Annotated in this window: 20 protein-coding genes; 9 read left to right on the forward strand and 11 right to left on the reverse strand. The window is 31.2% G+C overall.

Features of this window, described 5'->3' with window-relative positions:
- Positions 1 to 41: 41 nt before the first annotated feature.
- Complete coding sequence (locus ACKGJI_RS04660; RefSeq protein ID WP_458701406.1) at positions 42 to 386, forward strand: hypothetical protein; 345 nt, start codon at positions 42 to 44, stop codon at positions 384 to 386.
- Here the strand turns inward: ACKGJI_RS04660 and ACKGJI_RS04665 are convergent.
- Genes ACKGJI_RS04665 through ACKGJI_RS04695 form a run of 7 tightly spaced genes read right to left on the reverse strand, consistent with a single transcriptional unit; the run spans position 383 to position 7,200 of the window.
- Entirely contained in the window at positions 383 to 763 is a 381-nt protein-coding gene (locus ACKGJI_RS04665; protein ID WP_458701407.1) for a YchJ family protein, read from the reverse strand. The two genes, ACKGJI_RS04660 and ACKGJI_RS04665, sit on opposite strands and share 4 nt — an antisense overlap.
- Before the next feature lies 1 nt (position 764).
- On the reverse strand, positions 765 to 1,784 hold the full coding sequence (locus ACKGJI_RS04670) for an aldo/keto reductase (protein ID WP_458701408.1): 1,020 nt from the start codon (positions 1,782 to 1,784) through the stop codon (positions 765 to 767).
- 26 nt (positions 1,785 to 1,810) lie between these two features.
- On the reverse strand, positions 1,811 to 3,106 hold the full coding sequence (locus ACKGJI_RS04675) for a phenylacetate--CoA ligase family protein (RefSeq protein WP_458701409.1): 1,296 nt from the start codon (positions 3,104 to 3,106) through the stop codon (positions 1,811 to 1,813).
- Between the two features lie 6 nt (positions 3,107 to 3,112).
- Positions 3,113 to 3,544 (reverse strand): ACT domain-containing protein, encoded by a 432-nt coding sequence (locus ACKGJI_RS04680; RefSeq protein WP_458701410.1) that lies wholly within the window; start codon positions 3,542 to 3,544, stop codon positions 3,113 to 3,115.
- Positions 3,545 to 3,557: 13 nt separating this feature from the next.
- Entirely contained in the window at positions 3,558 to 4,853 is a 1,296-nt protein-coding gene (locus ACKGJI_RS04685) for a phenylacetate--CoA ligase family protein (protein WP_458701411.1), read from the reverse strand.
- Positions 4,850 to 5,389, reverse strand: a complete 540-nt coding sequence (locus tag ACKGJI_RS04690) for a 2-oxoacid:acceptor oxidoreductase family protein (RefSeq protein ID WP_458701412.1) — start codon at positions 5,387 to 5,389, stop codon at positions 4,850 to 4,852. The genes ACKGJI_RS04685 and ACKGJI_RS04690 overlap by 4 nt, the downstream gene beginning before the upstream one ends.
- Entirely contained in the window at positions 5,386 to 7,200 is a 1,815-nt protein-coding gene (locus ACKGJI_RS04695; RefSeq protein WP_458701413.1) for a thiamine pyrophosphate-dependent enzyme, read from the reverse strand. The genes ACKGJI_RS04690 and ACKGJI_RS04695 overlap by 4 nt, the downstream gene beginning before the upstream one ends.
- 256 nt (positions 7,201 to 7,456) lie before the next feature.
- Here ACKGJI_RS04695 and ACKGJI_RS04700 point away from each other — a divergent pair, with 256 nt between their 5' ends.
- Together ACKGJI_RS04700 and ACKGJI_RS04705 are read left to right on the forward strand one after the other, a co-directional pair.
- Positions 7,457 to 7,627 (forward strand): symporter small accessory protein, encoded by a 171-nt coding sequence (locus ACKGJI_RS04700; protein ID WP_458701414.1) that lies wholly within the window; start codon positions 7,457 to 7,459, stop codon positions 7,625 to 7,627.
- Positions 7,628 to 9,271 (forward strand): sodium:solute symporter family protein, encoded by a 1,644-nt coding sequence (locus ACKGJI_RS04705; protein WP_458701415.1) that lies wholly within the window; start codon positions 7,628 to 7,630, stop codon positions 9,269 to 9,271. It begins immediately after the preceding gene.
- On the opposite strand, the gene ACKGJI_RS04710 is transcribed toward ACKGJI_RS04705, so the two are convergent.
- The 4 genes from ACKGJI_RS04710 to ACKGJI_RS04725 are packed head-to-tail and all read right to left on the reverse strand — an operon-like array spanning position 9,268 to position 11,911.
- On the reverse strand, positions 9,268 to 9,492 hold the full coding sequence (locus ACKGJI_RS04710; RefSeq protein WP_458701417.1) for a hypothetical protein: 225 nt from the start codon (positions 9,490 to 9,492) through the stop codon (positions 9,268 to 9,270). The two genes, ACKGJI_RS04705 and ACKGJI_RS04710, sit on opposite strands and share 4 nt — an antisense overlap.
- Positions 9,476 to 9,856, reverse strand: a complete 381-nt coding sequence (gene fliS / locus ACKGJI_RS04715; protein WP_458701418.1) for a flagellar export chaperone FliS — start codon at positions 9,854 to 9,856, stop codon at positions 9,476 to 9,478. The genes ACKGJI_RS04710 and fliS overlap by 17 nt, the downstream gene beginning before the upstream one ends.
- A gap of 15 nt (positions 9,857 to 9,871) precedes the next feature.
- A complete protein-coding gene (fliD, locus tag ACKGJI_RS04720; protein WP_458701419.1) occupies positions 9,872 to 11,536 on the reverse strand; it encodes a flagellar filament capping protein FliD in 1,665 nt (554 codons plus the stop codon).
- A 3-nt stretch (positions 11,537 to 11,539) separates the two neighbouring features.
- The gene (locus ACKGJI_RS04725; protein WP_458701420.1) at positions 11,540 to 11,911 is read right to left on the reverse strand and encodes a FlaG family protein; all 372 of its coding nucleotides are present in this window, start codon (positions 11,909 to 11,911) and stop codon (positions 11,540 to 11,542) included.
- A gap of 127 nt (positions 11,912 to 12,038) precedes the next feature.
- Between ACKGJI_RS04725 and ACKGJI_RS04730 the strand changes: the two genes are divergently transcribed.
- The 6 genes from ACKGJI_RS04730 (at position 12,039) to ACKGJI_RS04755 (ending at position 15,063) form a co-directional block, all read left to right on the forward strand.
- On the forward strand, positions 12,039 to 12,392 hold the full coding sequence (locus tag ACKGJI_RS04730; RefSeq protein ID WP_458701421.1) for a hypothetical protein: 354 nt from the start codon (positions 12,039 to 12,041) through the stop codon (positions 12,390 to 12,392).
- Positions 12,385 to 12,954, forward strand: a complete 570-nt coding sequence (rsmD, locus tag ACKGJI_RS04735; RefSeq protein WP_458701422.1) for a 16S rRNA (guanine(966)-N(2))-methyltransferase RsmD — start codon at positions 12,385 to 12,387, stop codon at positions 12,952 to 12,954. The genes ACKGJI_RS04730 and rsmD overlap by 8 nt, the downstream gene beginning before the upstream one ends.
- A 53-nt stretch (positions 12,955 to 13,007) precedes the next feature.
- Entirely contained in the window at positions 13,008 to 14,069 is a 1,062-nt protein-coding gene (locus ACKGJI_RS04740; RefSeq protein ID WP_458701423.1) for a flagellar basal body P-ring protein FlgI, read from the forward strand.
- Positions 14,069 to 14,353, forward strand: coding sequence for a rod-binding protein (locus ACKGJI_RS04745; protein ID WP_458701424.1), 285 nt, complete (start codon positions 14,069 to 14,071; stop codon positions 14,351 to 14,353). The genes ACKGJI_RS04740 and ACKGJI_RS04745 overlap by 1 nt, the downstream gene beginning before the upstream one ends.
- Before the next feature lie 64 nt (positions 14,354 to 14,417).
- Positions 14,418 to 14,612 (forward strand): flagellar biosynthesis anti-sigma factor FlgM, encoded by a 195-nt coding sequence (locus ACKGJI_RS04750; RefSeq protein ID WP_458701425.1) that lies wholly within the window; start codon positions 14,418 to 14,420, stop codon positions 14,610 to 14,612.
- 22 nt (positions 14,613 to 14,634) lie between these two features.
- Positions 14,635 to 15,063, forward strand: a complete 429-nt coding sequence (locus ACKGJI_RS04755) for a hypothetical protein (RefSeq protein WP_458701426.1) — start codon at positions 14,635 to 14,637, stop codon at positions 15,061 to 15,063.
- Positions 15,064 to 15,065 lie beyond the last annotated feature (2 nt).

Below are 15,065 nucleotides of genomic sequence, written 5' to 3' on the forward strand. Positions count from 1 at the left end.
TTTTTGGTATAATTTTGTTGATTATAGCAAAAAGAGAGTGTATGATACAAAAAAATAGAACTATTTTAAAAACTTCGGATATTTTTGGTGATTTTAGTTATGCCGAGCAAAGTTGGTCTCTTCCTTCTTGGGTAGCTAAGAGTGAAAATTTTTTAGAAGTTTTAAAAGATGTAATTTCATATGATATGGATGAAAAATATCAGTACCCAAGTAGTTTTGATGAACTTTTTTCTTATCTTAGAGGAAAAAATTATGCTATATTTGATGAAAGGTTTGTTGTTTGCTTATCTCAAGGAAGATTAGTTTATCTAACCAATTCTGGATTTTCTAAAGTTAGTGCAACTCCTGATTTATTTGATTTGCAAAACTGGAAAATTTTAGCTTAGCTACTTAACTCTCCACTTTCATACATCCGTTTTTCATCAATTTTTATAAATTTACTTTTTTCAGTAAATGAAATATCATTGCTTCCTTGAAAAATAGTAGCTCTAAATGTGACATACGCTTCATTTTCACCATCAATAAAATCGATTATTTCTAACTTCTTAAAACTTGAGTTTTTGCAAAATTCTTTTATAGAATTTATATCATCATCTCTAAGGGCTGTTTTTATGATGTATCTTACTTCGCCCATAGCATAAGCGCTATATCTACTTTTCATAAGGGCAAGTGCATTTTCTGGCACTTTTCCCTTATGATATGCTTGGCAGCATTTTTTGTATTTTAGCCCACTTCCACAAGGGCATTTAGAATTTACGCTCATATTAACCCATAGGGTAAAGTATCTCTTGATGAACCATATCTAATTTTCTCATCAATTCATCACTTATCTTATAATCAAATGCATCTAATATAACATCTAATTGATTTGCATTTGTAACTCCAATGATAGTTGAAGCTATAAAATCAAAATTCATACTCCAAGCTGTCGCTAGTGTTGTTAGGTTTATGCCATACTCTTTTGCAATTTGAAGATATTTTTCTGTTGAAGTCAGAGTTTTTTCATTTAAAAACCTACTAGCTTGTGCTTGCATTCTTGGGTTTGGATGATTGAGGTATCTTGTAAACCTTGCATTTTGAGGATAAACTTTTTGATTATATTTACCTGTTAAAACTCCTCCTGCAAGTGGAGAGTAAGGAAGTAATGAAATTTGCTCTTTTTGGCAAACTGTTGCTAATTCATCTAAAAATCTTCTATTTAGCATAGAAAAATTATTTTGAATTGATTCAAACCTTGCAAATCCTTTAAATTTTGCAACCTCATTTGCTTTTGTTAAGCCATATGCACTATCATTTGATGTTCCAATATATCTTATCTTACCTGCTTTTACAAACTCATCAAGTACATATAAACTCTCTTCAATAGGCACAGTCATATCTGGCCAATGTACTTGGTATAAATCAAGATAATCAGTTTTTAATCTTTTAAGAGAGTTATCTAGAGCCTTTGTGATATGAAATCTGTCAATTGCAGTTAATCCATGGCGGATTGGAGGTACAAACCAACCATTAGCAGCGCCAGCTACTTTACTTGCGATTATGATAGAATCTCTAGGCTTGCTTTGTAACCACTCACCTACTATTTCTTCTGTTAATCCAGCATAATCACTAGAAGGAGGCACAGGATAAAGCTCAGCGGTATCAAAGAAGTTGATTCCTCTTTCATAAGCTTTATCCATGATTTTAAAAGCTTCTTTTTTATCTGCTTGAGAACCAAAGGTCATAGTTCCTAAACAAATTGGTGTTACTCTAAGTCCACTTTTTCCTATGTATCTGTATTGCATAAATATCCTTTTTTTATGCAATTATACTATTTTCTCTTATCAATTACCCTTATGGCTTTTCCCTCACTTCTAACGATAGATTTTGGTGCTACTAGCCTGACATCAACATTTATATATAAAGCATTTAAAAGTTCATGCTGGATTTTGTTTTTTAATCTTGTTAAATCTCCTACATCATCGCTCATAAAATTTTCACTTAATTCTATATCAATTTCTAGTTTATCTAGATAGCCTTTTTTATCTGCTATAATTTGGTAGTTGATTGTTATATCTTCTATTTTTGACAGTACATGTTCAATTTGAGAAGGAAATACATTTACTCCATTTATAACAAGCATATCGTCGCTTCTTCCAACTATACTTTCAATCCTACAAAGTGTTCTTCCACATTTACACGGTACTCTTGTTATAGAAGTAATATCTCCAGTTCTATATCTTATGATTGGAAGGGCTTGTTTTGTTAGAGTTGTTATGACTAATTCTCCTCTTTGCCCATCTTCTAAAACTTCACCAGTTTTAGGATCAATTATCTCAGGATAAAAATGATCTTCATTTACATGTAATAAGCTTGAATGTTTACAACTAGAAGCAACACCAGGACCTATGATTTCAGATAAACCATAAACTTCATGAAAATCAATTCCCCAAACATTAGAAATTTCATTTTTAAGTCCTTCACTAGCTGGTTCAGCTCCAAAAAAACCGACTTTCAAACAAAAATCTTTTTTTATGTCATATCCTTCTTCTTGTGCTTTTTCAGCTAAATGAAGAGCGAAAGAGGGAGTCCCTGTGATCGCAGTTGCTTTAAAGTCTTTTAAAAGTAATAATTGGCGTGAAGTAAAACCAGTAGAACTAGGAATCACAGCTATTTTCATCCTCTCTGCAGCACTGTGAAATCCAAGTCCTCCAGTAAAAAGACCATACCCTGTTGCATTGTGAAGTATATCTTTACATGTAAGACCACCAGCTGTTAAAACTCTTCCCATCACTTCAGCCCAAACATCCATATCATGCTCAGTGTAGCCAACAACTGTTGGTTTTCCAGTAGTCCCACTTGAGCTATGAACTCTTACTATTTGATCCATCTCAACTGAAAATAGACCAAAAGGGTAATTGTCTCTTAAATCTTGTTTTTTTGTAAATGGAAGCTTTGATATATCTTTTAGGGTTTTTATATCTTCTGGCCTTATGCCTAATTCTTCAAATTTTTGTTTATAAAAAGGCACAAGATGAAAAACACGAATTAGTGTTTCTTTTAGATGAGATAATTGCCAAGCCTCTAGTTCGTCCTTGCTTAAACTTTCATTTTTACTAAAAGTCATCTTTGCCTACTTGTAAAAATGACTAGCACTAATTACTTCAATATTTGATTGAAGCATTGCCTCAATTGCATCTTTGAATTTCCCTTTTTCTACACTAAAGATAAAAATTCCAGTGTTTGATTCATAAAAACTATAAGTGTATTGTATGTTTATTTTAGCTTGGCTAAGTGCTTTTACAACTCTGTCAAAACTTCCAACAACATCATCAATTTTAACTCCAAATACATCAGTAAATCTTACGCTAAAACCAGCATCTTCTAAAACTGCTTTTGCTTTTTCTGGATTATCAACTATGACTCTAACTAATCCAAAATCAATAGAATCAGCTAGTAAGATTGATTTAATTGAGATTGAATTTTTGCTTAGTACATCTGTAAAGTCGCTTAATTCTCCTGCTTTATTTTCTATAAAAACTGATAGCTGTTTGATTGTATACATGTAATTCTCCTAATTATTTTCTTTTATCTATAACTCTAACTGCTTTTCCCATACTTCGCTCAATACTTCTAGGCTCAACTAGTTTTATCTTTGCATTTATGTATAGGTTATTTAAAAGTTCACTTTGAATAGTTTTTTGAAGTTTTTCAAGTTCTCCAATGCTATCAAGTGGCATTTCATCATTTACTTCCACCATGATTTCTAAGCTATCAAGATAACCTTTTTTATCTGCAATAATTTGATAATTTAAAGTGATTCCAGATACTTTGGAGAGAACATGCTCAACTTGAGATGGGAATACATTAACACCATTTACGATTAGCATATCATCAGCTCTTCCCATGACACTTTTCATCCTTACATGTGTTCTTCCACATTTACAAGGAGTTTGATCTAGGCTTGTTATATCTCCAGTTCTGTATCTTATGATTGGAAGCGCTTGTTTTGTTAAAGATGTGATTACTAGCTCACCTTTTTGACCATAAGGTAAAACTTCTCCAGTTTTAGGATCAATTATCTCAGGATAAAAATGATCTTCAAAGATATGTAAATCTTTGCTCTCTTTACAGCTATTAGAAACGCCAGGGCCTATTATCTCAGAGAGCCCATATATCTCAAAATAATCAATTCCCCAAACTTTTGAAACTTCTTCTTTAAGACCTTTACTAGTTGGCTCGGCTCCAAAAATTCCACATTTTAATTTAAAATCTTTTTTTAAATCATATCCTTCTTCTTTTGCAGTTTCAGCCATATGAAGAGCAAAAGATGGAGTAGATGTCAAGACAGTTGCCCCAAAATCTTTCATCAAAAGTAGTTGTCTTGAAGTAAACCCTCCACTACTAGGTACAATTGTAGCTCCAACAGTTTCAGCACCATTGTGAACACCTAGTCCTCCTGTAAAAAGCCCATATCCATAAGCATTATGAACGGTATCTTCAGAGTTTACTCCACACATGGTAAAAACTCTTGCCATTACTTCATTCCAAACATCCATGTCATTTTTAGTATAACCTACAACTGTTGGTTTTCCAGTAGTTCCGCTTGAGCTGTGGATCCTAACAACTGCATCTTGATTTACTGCAAAAAGTCCAAAAGGATAATTGTCTCTTAAATCTTGTTTTTTAGTAAAAGGAAGTTTGTTAATATCATGAATTGATTTAATATCTTCTGGTAGAATTCCTAGTTCATCAAATTTTTGTTTATAAAAAGGAACATTTTTATAAACTCTACTAATTGTTTCTTTTAACCTCTTGGTTTGTAGCTCTTCTAACTTTTCTCTTGGAAGTGTTTCTTCTTTTGACCATATCATTTTTTAAGTCCCCTTGAATCTTCTATTGCTTTGTGTAGTACTTCTATGTTTTTATCAGCCATTTTTGCATTCATTTGTTTAATAGCATCTTCTATATCTTTTAGTGTAAATGGAAAGTGAGGATCACACGCAAAAGTAACTCCTAGCATGTAAACATTTAGTGCTTGAATAGGAAATTCTTTATCTCTTGCTTTTTTAAAAGCATCTATTTTTATGGTTTCATAATCAATTTTAGGAAATTTTTCATCAGCATTTACTATGATAGTTCCACCATCTTTTTTAAGATATTGTAGGTTTCTAAGTCCTTCATTGCCTTCAAGTGCGATTAAAAGGTCAGCTTGTCCTTCATCTATTGCTGGAGAGTAAAAATCCCCCACTTTTACATAGCATGAAACACTTCCACCTCTTTGGCTCATACCGTGGTTTTCAGTGCCTAAACATTTTTGTTCATTCAAACTAGCTGCTATACTTAAAACTTTTACTAAAAACACTGCACCTTGTCCGCCAATTCCTGCAATTACAACTTGATATTTCATTTTGACTCTCCTACTTTTTGAAAGGCATCAGTTGGACAAATATCATCAATACACGCTGCACAACCAATACATAAAAATGGATCTATTTCAATTTTATGGTCATCATTATAATGCATAGGAGGACATTTATATTGAGTTGTACAAATGTCACATGCTACACATTTGTCTTGGTCAACTTCTGCAAAAACTTGAGGAAGTTTCTCTGGCGCTCTTTCTTTATCAAGCACACAAAATTCTCTTATAACTGCAACAACTGGTCCATTAGCTTCAGCGTATTTTGCTTTAAGGGATTTCATAAACTCTATTGTTTTTTCTACATCAGGAGTATACTCATACTCATGACACTCTATGCCACATCCTTCAACTATCTTTTTAATATCTATTTTATTTGGATTAGCACGCTCAGGTGTTTTTTGGCGACCTGTCATAGCTGTTGTTGAATTATCCATAATAAGTAGGATAAATTTATGATTTTGATATACCGCATTGATAAGTGGACTAACTCCAGAGTGCATAAAAGTACTATCACCTAGTGTTGCTACAACAGTTTTATCAGGATCTGCTATACTAAATCCACTAGCCATAGAAACTGCACCACCCATACAAAGTACTGTATCAATTGCTCCTTGATTAAGTCCTAAAGTATAACATCCAATATCTGATGGATAAATTGCTTTTTTCTTTTTAAATACTTTCATAACTGAGTAGTAAACATCTCTGTGAGGACATCCAGGACAAAGATTAGGAGGGCGAACAGGAAGTTCATCCGCGTATTTTTCGCTCTTATAAAATGATTTTTTCTCAATCAGTCCAACATTACTAAAGGCAGCCAATACTTTGTCTTTACTAAATTCATCAATTTTATGAACATCATTTGTTAGTTTACCATGGAGTTTTGGAGAGCTTAGTTGCTCTTCTATACAAGGATATGGTTCTTCAAAAACGATTACATGCTCATAGTTTTCAAAAAGTTTTTCTATTTGTTCTTTTGGAAGAGGATAAGGCATATCAAATTTTAATACATCTGCTTTAAGTTGCATCTCTTCTAAAGCTTCTTTTACATAACCATCTCCAGTTCCACTAGTAAGGCATAAAACTTTCTCACCCTTTAACTCTTTGACTTTTGGTAAAATTAACTCTTCCCAATTAAATTTTTTGATTTCTTCTATTCTTTCAAATTGTTCTAAGCCTTGTTTGAATCTTCCAGCAGGTGGAACAGCAGCCCATCTTTTTATATCTCTTACAAACTCGCCTTTTCTTGGAGAAAAATTTAACTCATCATCTACTTCACAAATCTCTCTAGCATGGCAAACTCTCATGACAGGTCTTAGCATAGTTACAGTTTCAAATCTATGAGAAATCTCTAACCCAAGTTTAACCATATCGTATGCTTCTTGTGGAGTAGCAGGATCAAGTACAGGGATTTTTGCAAATTTTGCAAAACTACGGCTGTCTTGCTCTGTTTGAGATGAATGAAAACCAGGATCATCAGCACTTATTAATAGCATAGCACCTTTTAAACCAATGTATGAAGCACTCATAAGCGCGTCACTAGCAACATTAAGTCCTACTTGTTTCATAGTAGCACAAGTTGTTTTTCCTGCTATTGCTCCGGCATATGCAACTTCAAAACCAACCTTTTCATTAGTTGCCCACTCAGAATATGCATTTAAATCAAATTTCTCTTTGTACTTTTGAAAATTTACAATTATCTCACTAGAAGGAGTCCCAGGATATCCAGAAATCATGTCAACTCCGGAATGAATTAAAGCTAATGCAATAGCATCATTTCCCATTAATATATTTTTCATATTACCCCACTTTTATATTAGAATATCTTTGAGCGTATATTAATTTTGTTTATAATTCCCTTATTTAGGTCACTTTAATATATTAAAATTTTATTTGTGTAACAAATTGATATTTTTAATTAAGATAATTTTTATCTTAATTTATTGTGAAAATTTGAACTATTTTTTTATTTACATGTAGATATTTTTTCTTAAAAAGCAAAATTAAAGTAAAAAATTATTATAAGTATAAGAAATTTAATAAAGGAGAGCGGTTATGGGGCCATTTGATTTTGGTGTTAGTTTAGCTTTTTGGCTAACTATATTTAGTACACTTTTGTGTGTGTATTACGGGGCAGTAAATTGGAATAAGGGCGCGGTAAGTGAACTTGATAAGACGGTTGAGCACTGGGCACAAGAAGAAGATAAGATAGAAGAGGAATTGTAAATGGGTATTTTAGAAAATATTATAATAATTGCATATTTAGCTTTAGTTGGATATCTGGGATTTTTAGGCTATAAACAAACAAAAAGTACAGAAGATTATCTTATAGCAGGTAGGGATACTCACCCATTTATTATGGCTTTATCTTATGGTGCAACATTTATCTCAACTGCAGCAATTGTAGGTTTTGGTGGAGTTGCTGCCTGGCTTGGTAACTCACTTTTATGGTTAGCTTTTTTTAATATATTTGTTGGAATCTTCGTAGCTTTTGTATTTTTAGGAAATCCAACTAGAAAAATGGGATATAGATTAAATGCTCATACATTTCCTGAATTTTTAGGCAAAAGATATGAATCAAAATTTATACAAATATTTGGTGCAATTATTATACTATTGTTCATGCCTTTGTATGCAACTGCAGTTTTAATTGGTGGAACTCAGTTTTTATCGCTTTACTTTCATGTAGACTATCATATGGCTCTTCTTGTTTTTTCTATCATAATAACTGCATATGTAATAGCTGGTGGACTAAAAGGAGTTATGTTTACAGATGCTTTACAAGGAAGTGTAATGTTTATAACCATGATTATTCTTATCGTAGTAACTTTTAGTTCACTTGGTGGCGTATCAGAAGCTTTTAGTAAGCTTGATCATGTTTGGAATGTAACTGTGGTTGATCACTTAAGCAATGTTGGGTTAAAAGAGCTAAAACCAGGAAGTCCTGATTTTATGATGAAACTTTCAACTCTTTGGGGATTTGAAGGATGGAATAAAATGCCAGAATTTTTATCTAATGGCTGGTTGTTTGTAATTACTAGCATTACTTTAGGAGTTGGTATCGGGGTATTGGCTCAACCTCAGTTGATTGTCAGATTTATGACAGTTAAATCAAAAAGAGAATTAAATAGAGCAGTTTTAATTGGTGGAGTTTTTATACTTAGCATGATAGGTGTTATTTTCATTGTAGGAGCACTTAGTAATGCTTGGTATTTTGAATATTATGGAGGTAAAAATGCGCTTCAAGCTGCTGGAAGTATAGGAAAAATTATACCTCATTTTATAAACACAGCAATGCCAAAATGGTTTGCTTTTATATTTTTATTTGCTCTTATTTCAGCTGCTATGAGTACACTCTCTAGTCAGTTTCATACTATGGGAACAGCAGTTGGAAGAGATTTTTTTGAACAAATTAGTAGTAAAAAAGATATAAATTCTACTTTAGTTACAAGATTTGGTATTGTAATTATGATTATGTTTTCAGTTAGCCTAGCTTACTTTTTTGATAAACAACCTGCAATTATTGCTAGAAGTACAGCTATATTTTTTGCTCTTTGTGCTTCAATTTTCTTGCCATCATTTATAGGTGGATTATTTTGGAAAAGAGTAACTAGAGTTGGTGCAATATCTTCTATGTTAACTGGTTTACTTGTATCTTCTTTTTGGCTTTTATTTGTTCATTTTAAAGAGGCAAAGTCATTAGGAATTTGTAAAGCAATTTTTGGTACAAACTCACTTTTAAGTGGAAAAATCATATTTGTAGATGCGCTAATTATCGCACTTCCTCTTTCAACAATAGTACTTGTCATTGTATCATTAATGAGCAAACCAAGTAGTAAAGAGCATTTGAAAGCTTGCTTTGGAAGTTAGTGAGAGTTTAAAAAAGCTTTAGTTTTACGGATTTTATTCATATCTTCTAAAACTTTAGCTTTAGAAGCTTCTACTAAATTTATAGCTTCATTTACCAGTGCTAAAGCTTCTTTTGCACTGGTAATATCATCGGAAAAACTAGGAGGTGTTTTCATCAACTCTCCTATGGTTTCAATGTCTTCTTCTATTACTGCAATTTTAAGTTTATTCAGCCAAGTCATTAGCAGTTTCCTCGTTCCAAGTTTGAAGCAAGACTCTTGTTACATTTAAAACTTCATCAATTTTACTTGTATCATTTTTCATATTGGCTTCAGTTAATAGTTTAATTTGATGTGTATATAAACCACTTAAGTAGTGAGCAATATCTCCTCCATCATAATTTAGTGAGTTTAGTAACTCAGAAAATATTGCTGTTGTCCTATTTATCCAGTAAACCTTTTTTTCTATATCATTTAACTCTATCGCTCTTTTTGCTTGTGCTGCAAATCTTAAAATTCCCTCATATAGCATTTTTATTAATTTCTCAGATGATTCTATAGATACATTGTTTTGTGAATATGCTGAATATGCTAAATTTGTTCTCATTTGTTTTTCCTTTTGTTAGTTGCTACTATTGTATGATTTCTGTATCATCATTGATAGTGATTGAAACTGTGAATTTAACTTACTTATGATTGCATCATAAGCCATAAAATTTTCAGCCATTATTTGATACTTAGTATCTAATGCATCAACAGTTTTTTGACGCTCTTCACTCAGTGATTTTGACTCATTGGTTAAGCTTTGTTCGTAAATTGTTAAAATAGAATTATCACCAATGACTAAATCTCTTAACATTGAATTAAATGATGAAAAAATACCTTCAGTTGTCGTACTAGTGCCTCTTGTTGTACTTTCTTGTAAACCTATGGAAGATAATTTTGTGCTATCACCTGTTATTTTAATGTCTTTACCAGATGTACTTTTCAATATAACTCCATCACTTGAGCTATTTAAAACTGCTTCAATCCCAGTTATGCCAGCAGTATTTATTGCCGTTTTTAATGCTAAAGCATTATCATTTGATGTAGCGCCATTAAGGCTAACTATAATATCAACTCCATTAATACTAAAATCTCCTGCAGTTAAATCAATTGCTCCAGCACTTATTGTACTACCAGCTTTTATAGTTGTATTATATGTTGTACTTCCAGAAAAGAAATCTTTTACTCCATCAGCATCACTGGCCATCTTTTTATCAAATGTTGTTTGATTAAACTCTAGTATACCGCTTTCATTTAAACTTAATCCAAACTCTTCAAGTGTTCTTCCTTGGCTATCGACTGATAGTAATATCCTGTTTATATTTGATTTCATAGATGTTATTTGAGACACACCTTGAAATGTACCAGCTGTTTTAGTTTTTGTATCATATTTTGTTGCTTCATTTAAATTGCTTATTAATTCATTGTATTTTGATACAAAATCATTTAAGTTATTTATTATATTTTCAGTATCTTGTGTAATATTTACAGTATTTGTTGTAGCTTCTTGTTTAAGAGTGATTTCTACTCCAACGATTAAATCATCAAATGTATTAGAATCACGAGTTATGCTAACACCATTGAAAGTAAAATTAGCATCTTTTGCATTTTGAATATTTGTTAATCCCAAATCAGTTATAGAACTATTGGTTGAAGTCATTGTTATTGCTTGGCTTGATCCGGTATTTGTTGATTTTACTACTAATTTGTAAGGTGTTGTTCCACCAACATTTAATATTGAAGCTTGAACTTTTCCATCAGTTGCGTCATTTATCTTATCTTTTAATTCACTAAGTGTTGTAGAAGAAGTGATGTCTATCTTATAGTCTTTTCCATCGATATTTATATTTATTGTATCTGTTGCTGCATTTGTAAAAGTACTTGTCATGTCTGAAAAAGATGCACTTTGATATATATCTCTTTTTGCTAAATTTGTAACATCAATAGAAAAATCCTGAATAGCAGTTCCAGCACTTACATTAACACTTACTCCATCCCCAGTTACACTACTTTTTCTTTGAAGATAAGTAGTTTCTTCAGCAAGAGAACTTGTAGCTCCTTTAAGTGATGCTGTTAGTGTTGAGATAACAGATAAATCTTTTATTTTTGTACTATTTTCTGATATTTTATTATCTATTGGAGTTACTTGGTTTGAAGTGTCTACTTTTTTTAGTTTATCTATAACATCATAACTAAGAGCTCCATTACTACCAAGCCCAATATTACTTAATGACCCAGCCATTATTTATCCTTTTTTATCAAAGATAGTTCCTATTATCTCTCTCATTTTTTCAGAAAGTGCCATAGCTTCTTCTGTTGGAATTTTTCTTATCATTTTTCCGGTACTTCTTTCCATAACATTTACATACATCATGCTGATTTTATCATTAAAACCAAATTTGATGTTTGTATCTAATGCTTCCATATCCCTATTGAGTTTTTTAACTGTATCGTTTAATTTTTCTACTATTTCTGCTTTATTTTGTTGTTCATTTTCTTTAGCAGACTTTGTAGTTTTATGAGAAGTTTCAACCTCTCTAACTTTTACAGAAGTGTCAACCTTAGGTGCAGTTGCAGCAGTTTCAGCTTGCTTTCCTGTTACACTAAAAATGTCCATTTTGTCCTCCTTGACAATTTTATGCTATTCTGAAAGGTACATCGACTATCTGAAATTTTTTTTTAGTTTTATATAGTTATTATTTGAATTATTATAATATTTCATAAATCATTATTTAGGAATAGCTTTGAAAATTGCTTTAGCATGTCAATCAATATTACTTGAAAAATCACTTGAAATTTTTTTAAAAAATTATATATATCCATATAAGCAGTGTGATTTTGTTATAAGTGATAGGGAAATTGAGATAGATAAACCACTTTTTTATATTGCTAGTGATGGTGGAAATTTAAATATCCCATTTTCTAAAAGTGCACTTCTTTTAGCTTTGGATAAATTTTTTGAAAGTTTACATGTAGAAGATAAAGAAGTTAGAAAAATACAAAAAATAGATATAAAAGAGTTAGAAGAAAAAATAGAAAATTTAACAGATAATTTTAGAAAAGATTTAATTAAAACTATAAAAGAATATTATGAATGAATTAAGTGTAAAAATTCTTGCTGGAAAATATAAAAATAAGACCATAAAACTACCATCTAAAAGTACAACTAGAAGTACAAAATCTATCATGAAAGAATCGCTTTTTAATACTTTACAATTTGATATAGTAAATCAAAATTTTGTTGAAGTATTTGGTGGAAGTGGCTCAATGGGATTAGAGGCTCTTAGTCGAGGTGCTAAGAGGGCTTATTTTTTCGAAAAAGACAAGCAAGCCTATGAAACTTTGAAACAAAATTGTAAATTAATTGCTCCAAATGATACTTCATGTTTATATGGTGATAGTTTTGTCGAATTTCCTAAATTTTTAAAGGACTTTAAAAGTAGTGCATATTTTTATTTTGATCCACCTTTTGACATAAGAGATGGTATGAGTAAAATCTACGAGAAAACACTAAGTCTAATATCTATGATTCCAAAAGAACAAGCTTTGCTGATTGTAGTAGAGCATATGAGCTCTAAAAAATTGCCGAGCAGTATTGGAGCTTATAATATTAAAAAAACTAAAAAGTTTGGAAAGAGTTCACTAACATACTACATTTGATATAATCTGGAACAAATCTTGCTTTAGTTTGCCAAATAACTAAAGGATTTGTTTTGAGAGTATATTTGAAAATTATTTTATTTTTACTACTTATAACTAACATTCAAGCTGAAAAAGTAAGAGAGATAGCCAATATCATAGGTGTTAGAGATAACCAAATAATAGGTTATGGATTGGTCGTTGGTTTAAATGGTACAGGTGATGGCTCATCTTCACGATTTACTCTTCAATCACTATCAAATCTTTTACAAACTGTAAATGTAAAAATTAATTCAGCTGATATAAAATCAAAAAATGTAGCTGCTGTTATGGTAACGGCTACTCTTCCTCCATTTGCAAGACAAGGTGATAAACTTGATGTTACTATATCTTCTATTGGTGATGCAAAATCACTTGAAGGTGGAACTCTTTTGATGACTGCATTAAAAGGTGTTGATGGTAATATCTATGCACTTTCTCAAGGAGCAGTAACCATTGGTGGAAAAAATGGTAAAGGTGGTGGCACAAAAAACCATGCTACTGCTGGTTCAGTTTTTGGTGGTGCCATTGTTGAAAGAGAAGTTAGCTATGACATATATAATCAAAACTTTGCAAATCTTAGTTTGAAAAACTCCAATTTTTCAACTGCTATGTCAGTTCAAAATGAATTAAACAAATATTTCAAAGAAGATATAGCTGTGGCAGTTGACTCAAGAACTATTAGATTAATGAAACCAAGAAGTGAATCAATGGTTGAGTTTTTAGCAAAAGTTTTAGAAGTTAGTGTTGATTATCAAAAAGAAGAAAAAATCATCATTGATGAGAGAACTGGAACTATAGTTTCTGGAATTGATATAAAGGTTGATCCAGTAGTTATAACTCATGGTGATATTACTATAAAGATTGCTCCTAGAAAAAACCTTGAAGATTTAGATTTGAAAAATGATGTAAATATGAAAGATGGTGTAAGTATAGGAACTGAAGAAAATACTTTAAATGTTGAAGAAGACAAAATTACAGTTGCTAATATTACTAGAGCTCTTCACAAGTTAGGAGCAAAACCAAAAGATATAATTTCTATTATTCAAAATATAAAAAGAGCTGGTGCGATAAGAGCTAAATTGGAGGTTATCTAATGCAAAAAGTTGATACATCTCTAGCATTAATGCAATCATCATATAACAAAATTGGAAATTTAAGTAGTGATGATGTTAGATTAAAAGAACAAACAGATAAATTTGAAGCTTTTTTTATCAAAAAAGTTTTGGATATATCGATGAAAAATGAAAGTAAACTTTTTGGAAAAGATGCTGGAGATAAGATATATAACTCTATGTACAATGATGCTATGAGTAACTCCCTAAGTGGAGGTTTTGGTTTTTCTCAGCTTTTGTTTGGTTTTTTAAAAGAAAATAGATAAAGGGTGTAAAAGTTTTATCATTTTAACCGATATATGAGTACAAGTATATTTAAGGAAGGTTAAAATGATTTCAAAAGTGACAGCTGGTAGTTCAGCTTATTTGCAACAAGTAAGTACAAACTCTAAAAAAGAGTCAGCTCCTGTTGCAAAAACTAAAGAGATGGACAAAGTCGAATCTTTAAAAGAGCAGATTCAAAATGGCTCATACAAGTTTGATGCTAAAAAAACAGCAGAGGCGGTAGCAAGAGATTTGATGTAGTCCTTATATAAAGGACAGGTATATGTTATCACACTATTTAAAAACTTCTATTGAAGATATTGATAATTTAATTGAACTTACACAAAAAGATATCATAGACATAAAAGAAGCAAAACACGAAGAAATTTTTAAAAGAACTGCAATTAAAAATGATTTAATCAAATCATTTGAAAATAAAAAATATATGCTAGATAACGAGCTTATTAAGTTAGTCAAATCAAGTGGCAATAGAGCACTTGAAGAGATATTGAACAAATCACAAAAAGATATGTTAGAAGACTTAAAAGAAAAGCTCTCAATTTTAAAGAAAAAAAACAAAGAGTATGCTAGATTTGTTGTAACTGTAAGCGAGTTTTACAACTCTCTTTTAGATAGTATTTTTCCAAGAGAGAGTGATGGATATAAAAATTTGACACATAAACCTGCATCATTGTTGAAAGTGAGGGCATAGTT

The organism is Sulfurospirillum sp. 1307, from assembly GCF_054408545.1.

What these genes read in the sequence shown, in the direction of transcription:
- ACKGJI_RS04660 (WP_458701406.1), top strand. Translation starts at nt 42, where the DNA reads ATGATACAAAAAAATAGAACTATTTTAAAAACTTCGGATATTTTTGGT.
- ACKGJI_RS04665 (WP_458701407.1), bottom strand. Translation starts at nt 763, where the DNA reads ATGAGCGTAAATTCTAAATGCCCTTGTGGAAGTGGGCTAAAATACAAA.
- ACKGJI_RS04670 (WP_458701408.1), bottom strand. Translation starts at nt 1,784, where the DNA reads ATGCAATACAGATACATAGGAAAAAGTGGACTTAGAGTAACACCAATT.
- ACKGJI_RS04675 (WP_458701409.1), bottom strand. Translation starts at nt 3,106, where the DNA reads ATGACTTTTAGTAAAAATGAAAGTTTAAGCAAGGACGAACTAGAGGCT.
- ACKGJI_RS04680 (WP_458701410.1), bottom strand. Translation starts at nt 3,544, where the DNA reads ATGTATACAATCAAACAGCTATCAGTTTTTATAGAAAATAAAGCAGGA.
- ACKGJI_RS04685 (WP_458701411.1), bottom strand. Translation starts at nt 4,853, where the DNA reads ATGATATGGTCAAAAGAAGAAACACTTCCAAGAGAAAAGTTAGAAGAG.
- ACKGJI_RS04690 (WP_458701412.1), bottom strand. Translation starts at nt 5,389, where the DNA reads ATGAAATATCAAGTTGTAATTGCAGGAATTGGCGGACAAGGTGCAGTG.
- ACKGJI_RS04695 (WP_458701413.1), bottom strand. Translation starts at nt 7,200, where the DNA reads ATGAAAAATATATTAATGGGAAATGATGCTATTGCATTAGCTTTAATT.
- ACKGJI_RS04700 (WP_458701414.1), top strand. Translation starts at nt 7,457, where the DNA reads ATGGGGCCATTTGATTTTGGTGTTAGTTTAGCTTTTTGGCTAACTATA.
- ACKGJI_RS04705 (WP_458701415.1), top strand. Translation starts at nt 7,628, where the DNA reads ATGGGTATTTTAGAAAATATTATAATAATTGCATATTTAGCTTTAGTT.
- ACKGJI_RS04710 (WP_458701417.1), bottom strand. Translation starts at nt 9,492, where the DNA reads ATGACTTGGCTGAATAAACTTAAAATTGCAGTAATAGAAGAAGACATT.
- fliS (WP_458701418.1), bottom strand. Translation starts at nt 9,856, where the DNA reads ATGAGAACAAATTTAGCATATTCAGCATATTCACAAAACAATGTATCT.
- fliD (WP_458701419.1), bottom strand. Translation starts at nt 11,536, where the DNA reads ATGGCTGGGTCATTAAGTAATATTGGGCTTGGTAGTAATGGAGCTCTT.
- ACKGJI_RS04725 (WP_458701420.1), bottom strand. Translation starts at nt 11,911, where the DNA reads ATGGACATTTTTAGTGTAACAGGAAAGCAAGCTGAAACTGCTGCAACT.
- rsmD (WP_458701422.1), top strand. Translation starts at nt 12,385, where the DNA reads ATGAATGAATTAAGTGTAAAAATTCTTGCTGGAAAATATAAAAATAAG.
- ACKGJI_RS04745 (WP_458701424.1), top strand. Translation starts at nt 14,069, where the DNA reads ATGCAAAAAGTTGATACATCTCTAGCATTAATGCAATCATCATATAAC.
- ACKGJI_RS04750 (WP_458701425.1), top strand. Translation starts at nt 14,418, where the DNA reads ATGATTTCAAAAGTGACAGCTGGTAGTTCAGCTTATTTGCAACAAGTA.
- ACKGJI_RS04755 (WP_458701426.1), top strand. Translation starts at nt 14,635, where the DNA reads ATGTTATCACACTATTTAAAAACTTCTATTGAAGATATTGATAATTTA.